General features: G+C 59.0%; 13 protein-coding genes. 7 read left to right on the forward strand and 6 right to left on the reverse strand.

The features are described from left to right. The first annotated feature begins 211 nt into the window (after window positions 1-211). From zwf to QQF73_RS07735, 3 genes are read left to right on the forward strand one after another with little or no spacing between them, the layout of a single operon-like run. Entirely contained in the window at window positions 212-1,687 is a 1,476-nt protein-coding gene (zwf, locus tag QQF73_RS07725) for a glucose-6-phosphate dehydrogenase (protein WP_219866068.1), read from the forward strand. Beyond that, complete coding sequence (gene pgl / locus QQF73_RS07730) at window positions 1,674-2,393, forward strand: 6-phosphogluconolactonase (protein WP_219866067.1); 720 nt, start codon at window positions 1,674-1,676, stop codon at window positions 2,391-2,393. The genes zwf and pgl overlap by 14 nt, the downstream gene beginning before the upstream one ends. Before the next feature lie 30 nt (window positions 2,394-2,423). Next, window positions 2,424-3,071, forward strand: a complete 648-nt coding sequence (locus tag QQF73_RS07735; protein ID WP_219866066.1) for a bifunctional 4-hydroxy-2-oxoglutarate aldolase/2-dehydro-3-deoxy-phosphogluconate aldolase — start codon at window positions 2,424-2,426, stop codon at window positions 3,069-3,071. A 4-nt stretch (window positions 3,072-3,075) separates the two neighbouring features. Here QQF73_RS07735 and pyk read toward each other — a convergent pair whose 3' ends face one another. Both pyk and gap read right to left on the reverse strand, forming a co-directional pair. Next, window positions 3,076-4,524 (reverse strand): pyruvate kinase, encoded by a 1,449-nt coding sequence (pyk, locus tag QQF73_RS07740; RefSeq protein ID WP_219866065.1) that lies wholly within the window; start codon window positions 4,522-4,524, stop codon window positions 3,076-3,078. Between the two features lie 68 nt (window positions 4,525-4,592). Further along, entirely contained in the window at window positions 4,593-5,597 is a 1,005-nt protein-coding gene (gene gap, locus QQF73_RS07745; protein ID WP_285367804.1) for a type I glyceraldehyde-3-phosphate dehydrogenase, read from the reverse strand. Window positions 5,598-5,758: 161 nt separating this feature from the next. Here gap and edd point away from each other — a divergent pair, with 161 nt between their 5' ends. Together edd and QQF73_RS07755 are read left to right on the forward strand one after the other, a co-directional pair. Next, window positions 5,759-7,579, forward strand: a complete 1,821-nt coding sequence (gene edd / locus QQF73_RS07750) for a phosphogluconate dehydratase (protein WP_285367805.1) — start codon at window positions 5,759-5,761, stop codon at window positions 7,577-7,579. Next, window positions 7,576-8,550 carry a glucokinase gene (locus QQF73_RS07755; protein WP_219866062.1) on the forward strand — a complete coding sequence of 325 codons (975 nt, stop codon included), beginning with the start codon at window positions 7,576-7,578 and terminating at the stop codon, window positions 8,548-8,550. Before edd ends, QQF73_RS07755 begins: the two co-directional genes overlap by 4 nt. A gap of 17 nt (window positions 8,551-8,567) precedes the next feature. On the opposite strand, the gene QQF73_RS07760 is transcribed toward QQF73_RS07755, so the two are convergent. Next, window positions 8,568-9,302 carry a nitroreductase family protein gene (locus tag QQF73_RS07760; RefSeq protein ID WP_285367806.1) on the reverse strand — a complete coding sequence of 245 codons (735 nt, stop codon included), beginning with the start codon at window positions 9,300-9,302 and terminating at the stop codon, window positions 8,568-8,570. Between the two features lie 80 nt (window positions 9,303-9,382). Here QQF73_RS07760 and QQF73_RS07765 point away from each other — a divergent pair, with 80 nt between their 5' ends. Then, complete coding sequence (locus QQF73_RS07765) at window positions 9,383-9,985, forward strand: uracil-DNA glycosylase family protein (RefSeq protein WP_285367807.1); 603 nt, start codon at window positions 9,383-9,385, stop codon at window positions 9,983-9,985. Window positions 9,986-9,988: 3 nt separating this feature from the next. Here the strand turns inward: QQF73_RS07765 and glpD are convergent, their stop codons facing one another. Continuing rightward, window positions 9,989-11,518 (reverse strand): glycerol-3-phosphate dehydrogenase, encoded by a 1,530-nt coding sequence (gene glpD / locus QQF73_RS07770; protein WP_285367808.1) that lies wholly within the window; start codon window positions 11,516-11,518, stop codon window positions 9,989-9,991. A 165-nt stretch (window positions 11,519-11,683) separates the two neighbouring features. After that, entirely contained in the window at window positions 11,684-12,442 is a 759-nt protein-coding gene (locus QQF73_RS07775) for a DeoR/GlpR family transcriptional regulator (RefSeq protein WP_285367809.1), read from the reverse strand. A 206-nt stretch (window positions 12,443-12,648) separates the two neighbouring features. On the opposite strand from QQF73_RS07775, the gene glpK reads away from it, so the two are divergent. Next, a complete protein-coding gene (gene glpK, locus QQF73_RS07780) occupies window positions 12,649-14,121 on the forward strand; it encodes a glycerol kinase GlpK (protein WP_219866057.1) in 1,473 nt (490 codons plus the stop codon). A 267-nt stretch (window positions 14,122-14,388) separates the two neighbouring features. Here the strand turns inward: glpK and QQF73_RS07785 are convergent, their stop codons facing one another. Continuing rightward, the gene (locus QQF73_RS07785) at window positions 14,389-15,639 is read right to left on the reverse strand and encodes an ABC transporter substrate-binding protein (protein ID WP_219866056.1); all 1,251 of its coding nucleotides are present in this window, start codon (window positions 15,637-15,639) and stop codon (window positions 14,389-14,391) included. Window positions 15,640-15,702: the final 63 nt, after the last annotated feature.

The following is a 15,702-nucleotide window of genomic DNA, read 5'->3' on the forward strand; positions in this document are numbered from 1 at the left end:
AAGGTACTCCCTGAATCTTGGCGATCGTTGTTGTGAAAACGGGCTGATTATACCGTGTTTTCTATCGTTATGGGGTAGTAAAAGTGTCAAAATATGGGTTTTTGCCTTGGAAAATACCGATGAAGCTGCCATTCTTTTCATAAAATTACGACATTAAGCGATTGTTCGGGTGATTCCCCGAATTGCCGGACCCACCAGAGAGAAGGAATCAATGGTCAATAAGATCGATACCCGGTGTGACCTGATGCTGTTTGGCGCCCTCGGCGACCTGGCACAACGTAAGCTGTTTCCGGCTCTGTACCAGTTGGAGCGTGCCAATTTGCTGGCAGAAGGCAGTCGTATTCTTGCCATAGCGCGCACAGAGGCTGATACAGCGGCGGTTCGGAAGCAGCTGTTCGAGAAGCTTGAGCAGCATGTAAAGGCGGAGGAGTTCGAAGCCCCGGTGGTGAAAAAGTTTCTTGACCGGGTGGACTACCAGCGGCTGGACTTCAATCACCCGGATGACTTTGGCGTACTCAACGAGTGGCGCGATGATGCCAACAACGAACTGATCGTGTACATGGCGACGCCTCCAGCCATGTATGGCGTGATCGCCCGCAACCTCAGGGCGGCAAGCTGCTGTACCGAGAAAACCCGGGTTGTGGTGGAGAAGCCCATTGGTCACGATCTCGAATCCTCGAGGGTGATCAATGATGAACTGGGGGAGGTCTACAACGAAAATCAGCTGTTCCGGATTGATCACTACCTGGGCAAGGAAACGGTCCAGAATCTGATTGCCCTGAGGTTTGCAAACAACCTCTTTGCCTCGCAGTGGGATCAGAACCACATTTCCCATGTCGAGATTACGGTTGCCGAGAGCGTCGGTATCGAGGGGCGCTGGGGTTATTTCGACAAGGCGGGCCAGATCCGGGACATGATTCAGAATCACCTGCTCCAGTTGCTGTGTCTGATTGCCATGGACCCACCCTCCGATCTGTCTGCTGACAGCATCCGCGACGAGAAAGTAAAGGTGCTGAAGGCCCTGCGACGGGTCACCCCGGACATGATGGAAAGTCGCGTTGTGCGCGGCCAGTACACGGCGGGAACCAGCAACGGTAAGCCGGTCCCGGGATATCTGGAGGAAGAGGGTGCCATTAAGGGCAGTGCCACCGAAACGTTTGTGGCCCTGAAAGCGGAAATCGATAACTGGCGCTGGTCGGGAGTGCCGTTTTACATCCGGACCGGCAAGCGTCTGCCCGAGAAGCTCTCCCAGATCATCATTCATTTCAAACCGGCGCCCCATTACATTTTCGATCCGGATCAGAAGCATCTGGCGAATAACAAGTTGATCATTCGATTGCAGCCGGACGAAGGCATGTCGTTGAAGATCCTGACCAAGGATCAGGGGCTGGACAAGGGGATGCGCCTGCGTCAGGGGCCGCTCGAACTGACCTTTTCCGAGACCTTTGATACCGATCGCATTCCGGACGCCTACGAGCGGTTGCTGTGGGAGGTCATGAAGGGCAATCAATACCTGTTTGTTCGCCGTGACGAAGTTGAGCACGCATGGCGCTGGGTGGATCAGGTGATCCGCAACTGGCATGACAGTGGCGAGCCGCCCAAGCGCTACGCGGCAGGCACCTGGGGGCCGGTGGCGTCAATTGCCATGATCACCCGTGACGGGAGGAGCTGGTATGAAGACGCCTGAAATTGACTTGCCTGAAGGCTTTCATGCGCACTTTGGGGACGATCCGGAACAGGTGGCGCTGGATCTGGCCAAAGCCGTGGCCGGATTTCTCCGGGAACGGCTTGCGGAAGCGCCGAGGGCCAGTCTGGTGGTGTCGGGTGGTTCAACGCCACTGCCGTTTTTCAGGGCGCTGTCGAGGGCGGACCTTGATTGGCGCCGGGTCGACCTCCTGCTCGCCGATGAGCGCTGGGTGCCGGAAGATGATCCAGCCAGCAATACGCGTCTGGTGAGGGAAAACCTGCTTCAGGGGCACGCTTCCGATGCGCACTTTCTCTCGCTCAAACAGCCGGGAGCCACTCCGCTGGAGGGGCTGGAGGCGGTTAAAGAGGAGCTGTCCTGTCTGACGTTGCCTCTCGATGTGGTGATCCTGGGGATGGGAAATGATGGCCACACGGCCTCGCTGTTTCCGGATGCGCCGGAATTGCCCAGGGCCATGGACCCTGATTGCCCGGATTTGGTTGCCGCGGCCACGCCGCCATCCCAACCTCATCAACGCATCAGCCTGACCCGGCCGCCACTGCGGGATGCCCGTTTTACTGCACTCCACCTCAAGGGCGGCGATAAGCTCGAGACGCTCAGGCGGGCGCTGGTGACGCCGGACGATGTGATGTCGATGCCGGTTCGTGGCTTTCTCAAGCCCGGCCTGAATGTGTTCTGGAGTCCCTGAATCCGTCGCAAATGTTCTCTGGAGAAGATCATGACCCAGCTTTCTGAATTCCATCGCGAGCGCGTCCAATCGGTGCTGCAGGCGTCGCCTCTGGTACCGGTAATCGCGATCAATCGCCTAGAGGACGCTGTGCCACTGTGCCAGGCTCTGGTGGATGGTGGTATCCCTGTACTGGAGATTACCCTGCGGACGGAGTTTGGCGTCGACGCGATCAAGGCGGTCCGTGCTGCCATTCCCGAAGCATGGGTCGGGGCGGGCACCGTTTCCAGTATTGCCCAGTACCGTCAGGTGGAGGCGGCCGGTGCCCAGTTCGTGATTACGCCCGGGGTAACCGAAGCCATTCTCGAGTTTGGATTAACGTCCGAAGCGCCACTGTTGCCCGGTATTGCTACCGTTTCGGAGTTGATGACGGGGTATGCTCTCGGCTACCGGGAGTTCAAGTTCTTCCCGGCAGAAGTCGCCGGCGGTGTGCCGGCATTGAAAGCCTTTAGCGGCCCATTTGGTGACGTCACTTTCTGCCCGACTGGCGGGATTCGCCGTGATACGGCCAGCAAGTACCTGGCGCTGAAGAATGTTCAGGCCGTAGGAGGCTCCTGGCTGACCCCGGACGACGTGGTTGCCGCCCGGGACTGGGCCCGGATTACAGAAATCGCGCGCGGGAGCCTGGCCGATCTGTGAGGCTTCAGCGAATGTCCGAGCCGACCCGGACTATTTTCATGGTGTTGGTGCCGCCCTGGGCGTTCACGTAATCGCCCTTGGTGATAATGACCAGATCTTCCTCGCTGACCACGCCCCGATTCACCAGCTCCGAAACCGCGAGGGCATTGGTGCGTTCGTTCGGGATCTTGGCGGAATCAAACGGGATGGTCTGAACGCCCCGGAACAGAACCACGCGATGCTGGGTCGAGTGGTGCCGGGAGAACGCGAAGATCGGCAGGCTCGACTTGATGCGGGACATCAGCCGGGGCGTCGCGCCGGTTTCGGTCATGCAGATGATTGCGGACACTCCTTCAAGGTGGTTTGCCGCATACATGGCCGACAGGGCAATGGCCTCATCCACTCGTTCCATGCTCTCGTGAATCCGGTGCTTTGACTGGTGCATCGATGGATGCTTTTCGGCCCCCAGGCAGATGCGAACCATTGCCTCCACGGCCTCTTTCGGGTAATCGCCCACGGCGGTTTCCGCCGACAGCATTACCGCGTCGGTGTAATCCATCACGGCATTGGCCACGTCCGAGACTTCGGCCCGGGTTGGCATGGGGCTGGTGATCATCGACTCCATCATCTGGGTGGCGGTAATCACCGCCCGGTTCAGAACCCGTGCCCGGTTGATGATATGCTTCTGAACGCCTACCAGTTCGGCGTCACCGATCTCCACCGCCAGGTCGCCCCGGGCAACCATTACGGCGTCGGAAGCCTCGATGACGGCATCAAGGGCGGCCTCGTCGTGAGCAAGCTCGGCCCGCTCGATCTTGGCCACAAGCCCGGCATCCGAACCGGCATCCTTCAGGAGTCGGCGGGCCGTGTGCATGTCCTCTGCGGTTCGCACGAAGGATACCGCCACGTAGTCGGCGCCCAGGCGGGCGGCAGTGACAATGTCCTGTTTGTCCTTTTCCGTGAGGGCGTCCGCTGAAAGGCCGCCGCCGCGCTTGTTGAGTCCCTTGTTGTTCGAAAGTGGTCCGCCTATGAGAACTGTCGAGGTGATGCTGTGATCGTTGATCGAGGTCACCTCCATCTCGATGCGGCCATCGTCCAGTACCAGAATGTCGCCTGGTTCGACGTCCTCAATAAGCTGTTCGTAATCGATTCCGACCTTCTCCTTGGTACCGGCCTCCTTGTCCATGGACGCGTCCAGAATAAAGGTCTGGCCGGCGACCAGGGTGACCTTGTTGTCAGTAAATCGTGCGATGCGAAGCTTCGGGCCTTGAAGGTCCGCCAGCAGGGCCACAAAACGGCCCTGGGCAGCGGCGGTTTCGCGGACCTGGCGTGCCCGGCCGATGTGTTCTTCGGCACTGCCATGGGAGAAGTTCAGTCGCGTTACGTCGACACCGGCACCGATGATGGCGGCGAGGGATTCGGGGGTGTCGGTCGCGGGACCGAGAGTGGCGACAATCTTGGTGCGCCTGAGCATGTGTGGTGTCCTTTGGTTGGTCGGGAGTGTTTCTCTAAGAATAGTGGAATACCTTGTGCCGGCCAGGATTACTGGCCGGCCTGGATAAGGGCTTTGGCGTTATCCAGCATTCGGTTCGAAAAACCCCATTCATTATCATACCAGGCCATTACCTTAACGTGACGGCCCAGCACGCGGGTGTGATTGGCATCGAACACGCTGGACAGCGCGTTATGGTTAAAGTCCACGCTGACCAGTTTCTCTGTGTTATAGCCAAGAACGGGGCTGGCTTTGGCGGCGGCCCTGACCGCATCGTTGATCTCGTCAACGGTGGTGTCCCGGCCCGCGATGAAGCCGAAGTCCACCAGCGAGACGTTGATGGTAGGAACCCGGACCGCCAGTCCGTCGAGCTTGCCGTCGAGTTCCGGGAGCACCTTGCCAATGGCGGCGGCTGCCCCGGTTTTGGTCGGAATCATGGACTGGGTAGCTGAGCGGGCGCGGTAAAGATCCGAGTGATAGACGTCGCTGAGTTTCTGATCATTGGTGTAGGAGTGAATGGTGGTCATCAGGCCGCTTTCGATACCTACGGCCCTGTGCAGGGCTTCAGCGACAGGGGCCAGACAGTTGGTAGTACAGGAGGCGTTCGAGATCACGTCATGCTCCCGGGACAGGGTATGATGATTGACGCCGTAAACCACAGTAGCGTCGGCGTCCGGGGAGGGCGCAGAGATGATCACTTTACGGGCGCCGGCCGACAGGTGGGCGCCCGCCGCGTCGCGGCTGGTGAAAAGGCCGGTGCATTCGAACACCACGTCGACATGAAAATCCCGCCAGGGCAGATCTTCCGGGTTGCGGACGGCCGAAATGGCAATGCGGTCACCATTAACTGTCAGGGATTCCGCATCGTGGCCGACCACACCTTCAAAACGACCGTGGACGCTATCATACTTGAGCAGGTGCGCATTGGTTTCAGCATCGCCCAGGTCATTGATGGCAACAACCTGAATCTGCTTTCGGTAGTCATTTTCGTAAAGTGCCCGGAGAACATTGCGGCCGATCCGGCCAAAGCCGTTGATTGCAATACGGATAGTCATCGTCCGACTCCTCGGTTGTTTGTTCGTTTGCTCTCTTGTGATGTAGTAAATATAACAACAAGAAAGCGATTTTTACACGTAATCCGGGTGAAAAACCCGAAAAAAGAAAGTAAAGTTACATCTATATAGGCATCCAACCAGTCAGTTTAATGGAGCTCATCATGCACCCGATCGTTGACAGGGTTACACGGCGAATCATTGAGCGCAGTCGATCCAGCCGACAGGACTACCTCAGCCGGATTAACGAGCTGAAGACCCAATCCCCCCATCGCAGCAGCCTTTCATGCGGCAACCTGGCGCATGGTTTTGCGGCTTGCGCTCCCGGTGACAAGGACACGCTTAAGTTCATGAACAAGGCCAACGTCGCCATCGTGTCTGCCTACAACGATATGCTTTCGGCCCATCAGCCCTATGAAAAGTTCCCGGATATTATTCGGGAAGCGGCCCACAGCATGGGGTCAGTGGCACAGTTTGCGGGTGGTACGCCGGCCATGTGCGATGGCGTGACCCAGGGGCAGCCGGGCATGGAGCTGAGCCTGTTTTCCCGTGACACCATTGCCATGAGCACCGCCGTGGCACTCAGCCACAATATGTTTGACGCCACCTTGCTGCTGGGCATCTGCGACAAGATCGTGCCCGGGCTGCTGATTGGTTCACTGAGCTTCGGCTATCTGCCGACCATCCTGGTTCCGGCCGGGCCCATGCCCTCGGGACTGCCGAATAAAGAGAAGCAGCGCATCCGACAGCTATACGCCGAAGGCAAGGTCGGCAGGGAGGAATTGCTGGAGGCCGAGAGCAAGTCCTACCACAGCCCCGGTACCTGTACCTTCTATGGCACAGCCAACAGCAATCAATTGCTGGTTGAGGTTATGGGCCTGCATTTGCCCGGTGCCGCCTTCGTGAATCCCGGAACCCCGCTGCGGGATAAACTGACCCGGGAGGCGACCGAGCAGGTTATTCGCTTGTCCAAACCCCACGGCGGCGAGCTCGGCCTGGGCGATATGGTTGACGAGAAAAGCATAGTCAATGCGCTGGTTGCTCTGCTGGTGACCGGAGGATCGACCAATCACACCATTCACTGGATCGCCATTGCACGGGCCGCGGGAATCATCATCGACTGGAACGACTACGCGGAGCTGTCCTCGGTGGTGCCCTCCATGACCCGTATCTACCCGAACGGCGAGGAAGATGTGAATGCCTTTCATGAGGCTGGCGGCACACCCTTTCTGATCCGTGAGCTGCTGGACGGCGGGTATCTGCACAACGACGTCGAGACTGTCACGGGGCATGGTCTTGACCGGTACACCCGGCACCCCGTTCTGGAGGGTGACAAGCTGGCGTGGCAGCCGGCACCGGCAAAAAGTCTGCGTCCCGAAGTGCTCAGTTCGGCAGCCGAGCCCTTTGCCCCGGACGGCGGGCTGCGTGTTCTGGATGGCAATCTGGGGCGGGGCGTTATCAAGGTGTCGGCGGTGGCGGAGGAGCACCGCAGAGTGGAAGCTCCCGCGGTGGTTTTCAATGATCAGAACGAACTGAAAGCAGCGTTCGATGCCGGCGATCTGGATAAGGACTGCATCGTGGTTGTGCGCTTCCAGGGGCCAAAGGCCAACGGCATGCCGGAGTTACATAAACTGACGCCGTATCTGGGTGTGCTTCAGGATCGGGGCTACAAGGTCGGGTTGGTGACCGACGGCAGGATGTCCGGCGCTTCAGGCAAGGTGCCCGCAGCGATTCATGTATACCCGGAGGCGCTTGACGGCGGTCCGTTGGCCCGGGTCAGGGACGGGGATCTGATCTGCCTCGATGCGCTGGCTGGGCGTCTCAGCATTGAGGTCGACCATCACGAATTTTCCGAACGTGGCTCGGAACAAGTCAACTTGAAGGGCTATCATACTGGCTACGGTCGGGAGTTGTTTGGCTGGATGCGCCGATCTGCGAGCACGCCCGAGGAAGGTGCCAGCTTTTTCTGGAATCACAACGCATGACAGCAAGTCAGTACGCCCTGGTCGGCGATATTGGTGGAACCAACGCCCGATTTGCTCTGGTCGAGCCCGGTCGAGTCCGGCCCGAGGCAATTGAGATCCTGCCGTGCGGCGACTACGGCAATCTCGATGACGCCGTGGTGAGCTACCTCGAACGCACCGGTGTGGCTGCGGTTTCCGAAGCCTGCCTGGCCGTTGCTTCGCCGGTGAGTGGTACGCGGGTGCGGATGACCAATAATCACTGGTGCTTCGATACCGACGAGATCCGTTCCCGATTTGGCTGGCAGTCGTTCAAGGTCATCAATGACTATACGGCGATGGCGCTGGGGGTGCTCCACGTTGGCTCCGAGCAGTTGGTCCATGTTTGTGGCGGCCCGGGCGATAAGCGACGGCCGCGTCTGGTGATGGGGCCAGGTACCGGCCTTGGTGTGTCGGGACTTGTGCCGCTAACCCAAGGGTGGGTTCCATTGATCACCGAGGGTGGGCACGTGGATTTTGCGCCCACGGATGATATCGAAATGGATATCCTGCGCATCCTGCAAGCCCGCTTTGGTCGAGTGTCTGTGGAGCGGATTCTGTGCGGTCAGGGGTTGTTGAATCTTTACCAGGCTCACGGGCAAATTCAGGGGGTTGCCACACCGCTGGATGCGCCGGAAAAAGTTACTGCAGCGGCACTGGCGCAAGCGGACGCCCTGGCGCGCCACGCACTGCGTCACTTCTGCGAAATCCTCGGCCGCGTTGCCGGTAATGCCGTGCTGACCTTGGGCAGCACCGGCGGCGTATACCTTTGCGGGGGTATCCTGCCGCGTATTCTGGATTTCTTTCTGGAGAGCCCGTTCAGGACCGGGTTTGAGGACAAGGGGCGCATGCGCCCACTGGTCGAGCGCACCCCGGTTTATGTGGTGACCGAGCCCTACACAGGTCTTCTGGGCGCGGCCGAGGCCCTGCGTAATCCGGAGGTCCAGGCCCTTTGACCGGACCACGGTTCTGATTACAGGTAATGAATCAGTTGCGCCCGGTCGAACCGGTACTGCTGGTTGTAAACGCCATTTTCCGCCCGTTTGCCGGCGGCCAGTACCATGGTGACCAGGCCTTTTCTCGGAATCTTCAGTAGTTTTTTCACCCGGCATTCATCGAAGCCTTCCATCGGGCAGGAGTCGTAGCCGTGTGCCCGGAGGGCCAGCATCAGGTTCTCTGCGGCCAACGCCGTCGATTTGGTGGCCCAGACTTTCATTTCATTCGCTGAATAGGGGCCCCGCGGAACAGGGCGGGACAGCCCAACCACGTACCCGGCCGCTTTCTTGGCAACGCCCAGTAAACCGAGTGGTCCCTGGTTGTAATGGATTGGGGCAATCCGGCGGTAGTATTTTTCGACAATTGGCGGGAGTTTTTCTTCGGGCCATTCCTCGACCGCACGGCGGGCGTGGTTTCGCCAGGTGTCGGTGCGGGCAACGATGGCGATCAGGACCGGAGCCGTTTTCGCCGCGTTCTGGCCCAGGCAGGCCTCGGCCAGACGGGTTTTCAGTTCCGGTGTGCGCACCACATAAAACTCCCAGGGCTGCAGGTTACTCGAGTTGGGAGCGAGTGTGGCGAGCTCGAGGCAGTCAGCCAGGACGTCGTCCGGCACCGGTTCGTTCTTGAACCGACGTATCGAGCGTCGGGTGCGTACCACCTTGCGAAACTCTTCCACATCGATATCCGGGAGAGCGCCTGCCTTAGCGTTCATAATGGTTCCTTTTGTGTTTATGTCGCACTATGGTTACGGGAAACCGAGAGCTATGCAATTGCCGGGATGATGTTTGACCGATGACTGACAATCTTGCCGACTTACCGTTCCAGGAGCTGGTCCGACGGGTGCGAGCCTGCACCCTCTGCAGCGACGTTCTGCCCTGCGGCCCCCGGCCGGTTGTGCAGCTCTCGGAGTCGTCGCGCATTCTGGTGGTCGGGCAGGCGCCCGGTCGCCGCGTTCACGACACGGGACTGCCGTTCAATGATTCCAGTGGAGACCGGTTGCGCGACTGGATGGGGGTGACGCGGGACACCTTTTACGATGAGCAGAAACTGGCTATCTTGCCCATGGGGTTCTGTTACCCGGGAACCGGAAAGTCCGGTGATCTGCCCCCGCGCCCGGAATGCGCACCGGCCTGGCGACAGGTGCTGCTCGATCGTTTACCGGATATTGCATTGACGCTGGTGATTGGTCGTTACGCCCATGCCTGGCACCTTCCGGACGGAGAGTCCTCGGTGACCGGCAATGTGAAGAACTGGAAACGCTACTGGCCGGAGGTTGTGCCAATGCCGCACCCCAGTCCCCGCAACAATTTGTGGTTACGTCGGAATCCCTGGTTTGAAGCGGTCACTGTCCCTGCACTGAGGGAGCGGGTTGCCGCGATCCTTGTAGAAGCCTGATCGTCAGGCGCTGTGATAAACGAACGTCTCGTTCGGACTCGCTGACTGTTGCCCTTGAAGGAAGCTGTTCAGGGTATCCACATCCCGCTCCGTCGCATAGAGCCCCTGCTTGGTCCGGCGCCACAGAATGTCATCGGCATCCATGGCCCATTCGGCTTCCATGAGATAGCGAACCTCGGCAGCATAGAGCGTGCCTGCGAAGTGCTGGCCGAGATCTTCCACTGAGGAGCAGTCGCGTAGGAAGGTGTAGGCGCAGGTCCCGTAGGTTCGAACATACCGGCTGATCAGGTTTTCCGGTAACCAGGGAAAGTCGTGATGTAACTGCGCCGACAGGTTTTCCTGGTTGTCGAAATCTCCTCCCGGCAAAACGGCGTTTTTGGTCCAGCGGCCGCCCGCGTTGGGAAAGAACTGGCACAGCTTGTCAGTGGCAGCTTCCGCCAGTTTCCGGTAGGTCGTAATCTTGCCTCCGAACACCGAAATCAACGGTGCCTTACCCGGTTCACTGTCGATTTCAAAGGAATAGTCCCGAGACGCTTTCTGCGCGTTCTCCTCCTCGCCGTCCATGAGCGGGCGCACCCCGGAATAGGACCAGACAACGTCATCGGCGTTGAGTTGCCGCTTGAAATGGGCGTTTACGATGTCCAGCAGGTATTCGGTTTCCTCCGGGGAAATTCGCGCCTGCTTTGGATCGCCCTCGTAATCGACGTCCGTGGTGCCCACCAGTGAAAACTGGTCTTCGTAGGGAATCACAAACACGATGCGTTCATCTTCGTTTTGCAGGATGTAGGCTTCAGTGCCCTTGTTCAGTCGCGGTAAAACGATGTGGCTGCCCTTGACCATCCGTATCATCTTTGGCGCCGGCATGGAGAGGGTTTCTCCGAAAAGCTGGCTCACCCAGGGGCCAGTTGCGTTGACGATGGTTCGGGTAGTGACGGTGGTTTCGGAGCCGTCGCGCATGTCCTTGAGCGTTACGGTCCAGTCGTTGGCGCCCCTGTCGGCCTTTACGCATTTGGTCCGGGTCATGATCCTGGCGCCGGATTGCTGTGCTTTTTTTGCCGTCAGTACGACCAGCCGGGCGTCGTCCACCCAGCCATCGGAATATTCGAATCCCTTGGTGAGCTCCGGTTTCAACGGATCGGAGCTGTCGAATCTGATCGAGCGGGAGCCCGGCAGCAGTTCACGTTTTGCCAGATGGTCGTAGAGAAAAAGACCGGTCCGTATCATCCAGGCCGGTCGCAGGTGAGGGCGGTGAGGCAGCCGGAAGCGCATGGGCCACATGATATGCGGGGAATTCCGGAGCAGTGATTCGCGCTCGGCAAGCGCCTCGCGAACGAGCCGGAACTCGTAATGCTCCAGGTAGCGCAACCCACCGTGGATCAGTTTGCTGCTGCTGGACGACGTGGCCGAGGCCAAATCGTTCATCTCACACAGAAGAACCCTGAGACCGCGCCCTGCTGCGTCCATGGCGATACCCGTACCGTTGACGCCGCCACCGACGACAACCACGTCAAAAGTGTCCTGTTCCTTAGTCATGGCTCGTCTGTCTCTCCCTCTGTGGCAAAAGTGCGGCCTCGAGTTACACACTTTTTGTTCGACTTCGAGCATTATGCGAAAGTCTAAAATATTCGTAAAGGAAAATTAAGAAAAAAAACGAAAATTCCAGGGCGGATTTCAGGGCGGTGCGAAGCCGATGGCCGATCAGACGATGTGGAGTTTCACGTTGTGTTCGGTCAACAGTTGCCGGATGTCCAGTGGGGGCTGGGCATCGGTAAAAACGTGGTTGGCCTGGGTGATGTTGCCCAGTCGGACCATGGCGTTCCGGCCAAACTTGGTGTGGTCTGCGGCGAGAAGCACCTGGTCGGAGTTGGCAATAATTGCCTGGGCCACGCGGACTTCACGGTAGTCAAAGTCAAGCAGGGAACCGTCGTCGTGGATGCCGCTGATGCCGATGATGCCGAAATCCATTTTGAACTGGTTGATGAAATCGCGGGTCGCCTCACCGACAATACCGCCGTCGCGATTGCGAACCTCGCCACCGGCAATGATGACGTGGAAATCTTCCTTCGCGGAGAGGATGGAGGCGACGTGCAGATTGTTGGTCACGATCTGGAGGTTGTTCCTGACCAGCAGGGCCTTGGCGATGGTTTCGGTGGTGGTGCCGATATTGATAAACATGGAGGCGTTGTCGGGGATCATTTCCACGAGAGCCTCAGCAATCCGTTCCTTCGCTTCCAGATCCATGATCTTGCGGGCCTGGTAAGCGGTATTGACCGTGCTCGAGTCGATGCCGGCACCGCCGTGGTGGCGGCGAAGTTTCTGTTCCTTGGCCAGTTCGTTGAGGTCCCTGCGAATGGTTTGAGGCGTTACCTTGAACTGATCGACCAGCTGCTCCGTGGTTACAAAGCCCTTCTGTTGAATCAGCTCCATAATCAGGTCCTGTCGGCGACGCTGTGCCATTCACATTACCTCAGCATTGTTAGTTGTTCTCATACGAAAATCGTGCCGCTTTCGAACATGCCCCGAGTTTAGTGTTTTTCAGGAGGTTATGCAGCTTTTGTGGCTGTCTGACCAGGCCCGGTTTGCGGATTCTTGCGATCCCGGTTGGCATTTATGTTCAAAAAGGTAAAAATACGAACAAATAAGAAAGCAAGGACGACCAGAACATGCGCCAGTACATACTTTCGATTGATCAGGGCACCACCAGTTCCAGGGCCATTCTGTTTGATCTGCAAGGCAACCCCCGTCATTCGCAGCAGGAAGAGTTCCCCCAGCATTTTCCAGCCAGCGGCTGGGTTGAGCACGACCCCGAGGATATCTGGAGTTCTGTTCAACGAACGATTGCCCGTGTTCTGGCAGACGGTTGTGAGCCCAGCGATCAGGTACTCGCCGCAGGCATTACCAATCAGCGGGAAACCACCCTGTTGTGGGACCGGCAGACCGGGGAGCCGGTGTATCGGGCCATAGTCTGGCAGGATCGGCGAACAGCCGCGTACTGTGAAATCCTCAAGAAACAGGGTGCAGAGCCTTGGGTGAATGACAAAACCGGTCTGCTGATCGACCCCTATTTCTCGGCCACGAAGATTCGCTGGATTCTGGACAATGTGCCGGGGACCCGCGAACGGGCGGAGCGCGGGGAGCTTGCGTTCGGCACCATCGACAGCTTTCTGCTCTGGCGCCTGACCGGCGGCCGGGAACACCGAACCGATGCCACTAATGCCAGCCGCACCCTGTTGTTCAATATCCATTCCCAGACCTGGGATCCCGAGTTACTGGAACTGTTCGGAATACCGGCGTCTCTGTTGCCAGAGGTTATGGACTCGGCCGATGAGTTTGGACAGGTGACCGAGGGGGGAGCTCTGAACGGTGTTTCGGTGCTGGGGATCGCCGGGGACCAGCAGGCGGCGCTGTTCGGACAGACCTGTTTTAACAAGGGGATGGCAAAGAGCACCTATGGCACCGGGTGCTTCCTCATGCTGAATACCGGCGACAAAGCATTGAGGTCGGAACACCGGTTGCTGACGACGGTGGCGTATCGGGTAAAGGGTAAACCGACCTATGCGCTCGAAGGCAGCATCTTTGTTGCGGGGGCCGCTATCCAGTGGTTGCGCGACGGGCTCCGGCTAATTGGCGATGCCTGTGAGACCGAGCCGCTGGCGGAGGGCACTCCGGTGGACCACGGCGTGTACCTTGTACCGGCGTTCACCGGGCTCGGGGCGCCGTATTGGGATCCCAACGCACGCGGTGCGATTTTTGGACTGACCCGAGATACTGGCATCCGGGAGATCGTAACGGCCGGGCTGCAATCGGTCTGCTATCAGACCAAGGATCTCCAGAAGGCAATGGAACGGGACGGTATACGTCCGGTGACGCTCCGAGTGGATGGCGGCATGGTGGCCAATAGCTGGGTGCTGCAGTTTCTCGCGGACGTTCTGGGTGCGCGGGTAGATCGGCCATCGTTGGTCGAGACCACGGCCTTGGGCGCCGCTTACCTTGCCGGTCTGCAGGCGGGGGTATACGGCTCGCTGGAGGAGCTGGCCGGGCTCTGGCGCTGTGATCGGAGCTTCGAGCCGGAGATGAGCAAAGGTGATCGCGACCGGCTCTACGAGGGGTGGACCCGGGCCGTGGAAAAGCTCTGAACGGTCCAGCCTGGCCCGGGTCCCGTGGTCGCCAACCGGCACCAATGTTCCCGACTATCCAAAGCTGGCCCAGCTGTGGTGGCAGTATATCGCCCAGGCTGCCGAACGAGAAACATCAAGGCAAATCGGTTCCCCGCCGGGAGCTCCTGAAAACCTGGGAAGCCGCTCGCCAGAGCTGATGCCCTGACTGATAGCCCGCCGCCTGTGGGACTTCCCGGGCGGCGGGTTGCCTGCCTTCTCTCTTTGGCACCAGAACCGGTGCCGTCCTCAGAGTGTCAATGGCTTGCCGGCCTGGGCACGCCGCTCTTCCCATTCGGCACGGGTCTGAGCTGCCTCGTTACCCGGCATGGAATCAATGATACTGAAGTAATCGGAACTGTACTGGTCCGCGACAACGGTGTTGCGAGGCTTGACCCTGACCACATACACGGTCTGCTCGTTCTGGTGGTCGAAATCGCGCCAGTGCTGTTCATCCTTCAGGAAAGTGTAACGGTGTCCCTCCAATGCGGCGCGGACCCGGGCCGTGTTGGTGGTACCGGCACGTTCCACTGCGTCCTTGTACTGGTAGACGATGCTGTAGGCCGATGCTGCGGCAGACGATGGCCGCATCTCGTAGCGACTCGAAAAGGCCTCGACGAATTCCTTGCCCCGAGGGTAGTTTTTCTCATACGGCGCATTCCACACCCAGGGGGCACCACCCACGATGCCTTCCATGATGGTCGGACCGACCTGGCGGGCCATCCCGAGGGTCAGGTTTGGCACCACAATCTGGACTTTGTCTTTCAGGCCCATTTCGTAGGCGACATTGAGAGCACGAACCATGTCATCGCCGAACAGCACCAGCATCAATACCTTGGCGTCGCTCGCGGCGGCTTGTTCCAGCGCCTGGCGGAAATCAGTGATCAAGGCTCGTGGGAACGGCGTCTTTACACCCGGGTGATCGCTGGTGTCCTCGGTCTCGGAGAACTTGCGCACCGATTCCTCAACGGACCAGCCCCAGGTGTAGTCGGCAGTGATGTAGAAGTACTTTTCGCCGGCGTGGTTGCGTTTGAGGTACTGACTCAGTGCCTTGGCGGTCATCCAGGCGTTGTAGGGCTCCCGGAACATGTGGCTGTGGCCCTCGCTGCCGGTGGTGGCGTTGGAGTAGGTGAGGGTGCCGAAGTAGAGCCGGTCGCGTTCCCGCGCCGCCTTACCGGATGCAATGGCCACGGCGCTGGAGACTCCACCGAAGACCATCTCCGCACCTTCCCGGTCGATCAGTTCGGCGGTATTCTTTGCGCCCTGTGCCGGCTCGCCGCGGGTGTTGCGGATCACCAGTTCCAGTTGCCGTCCCAGCACACCCCCGGCCTTGTTGATCTCATCCACCGCAAGGAAAGTGCCGAGCCGTTGTTGCAGGCCCTGGTCCTTGTAACGGCCGGTCTGGGGGTAGTTCAATCCAATCTTGAGGGTTTCTGCTGTTACCGTGGTACCTGCAAGCAACAGCAGGCAGACAGAAAAGAGTGCTTTTCTGAAGGTCATCGATGTTAGCCTCCGGCTTACCGTTCCTGTAGTCGGCGGAACGGCGGGTTATTTTTGTTCGAT

The sequence above is a fragment of the Marinobacter albus genome (genome assembly GCF_030238305.1).
Lineage (GTDB): Bacteria > Pseudomonadota > Gammaproteobacteria > Pseudomonadales > Oleiphilaceae > Marinobacter > Marinobacter albus.

Coding starts and splice junctions, on each gene's coding strand:
- zwf (WP_219866068.1), top strand. CDS start 212: ATGGTCAATAAGATCGATACCCGGTGTGACCTGATGCTGTTTGGCGCC.
- pgl (WP_219866067.1), top strand. CDS start 1,674: ATGAAGACGCCTGAAATTGACTTGCCTGAAGGCTTTCATGCGCACTTT.
- QQF73_RS07735 (WP_219866066.1), top strand. CDS start 2,424: ATGACCCAGCTTTCTGAATTCCATCGCGAGCGCGTCCAATCGGTGCTG.
- pyk (WP_219866065.1), bottom strand. CDS start 4,524: ATGCTCAGGCGCACCAAGATTGTCGCCACTCTCGGTCCCGCGACCGAC.
- gap (WP_285367804.1), bottom strand. CDS start 5,597: ATGACTATCCGTATTGCAATCAACGGCTTTGGCCGGATCGGCCGCAAT.
- edd (WP_285367805.1), top strand. CDS start 5,759: ATGCACCCGATCGTTGACAGGGTTACACGGCGAATCATTGAGCGCAGT.
- QQF73_RS07755 (WP_219866062.1), top strand. CDS start 7,576: ATGACAGCAAGTCAGTACGCCCTGGTCGGCGATATTGGTGGAACCAAC.
- QQF73_RS07760 (WP_285367806.1), bottom strand. CDS start 9,302: ATGAACGCTAAGGCAGGCGCTCTCCCGGATATCGATGTGGAAGAGTTT.
- QQF73_RS07765 (WP_285367807.1), top strand. CDS start 9,383: ATGACTGACAATCTTGCCGACTTACCGTTCCAGGAGCTGGTCCGACGG.
- glpD (WP_285367808.1), bottom strand. CDS start 11,518: ATGACTAAGGAACAGGACACTTTTGACGTGGTTGTCGTCGGTGGCGGC.
- QQF73_RS07775 (WP_285367809.1), bottom strand. CDS start 12,442: ATGGCACAGCGTCGCCGACAGGACCTGATTATGGAGCTGATTCAACAG.
- glpK (WP_219866057.1), top strand. CDS start 12,649: ATGCGCCAGTACATACTTTCGATTGATCAGGGCACCACCAGTTCCAGG.
- QQF73_RS07785 (WP_219866056.1), bottom strand. CDS start 15,639: ATGACCTTCAGAAAAGCACTCTTTTCTGTCTGCCTGCTGTTGCTTGCA.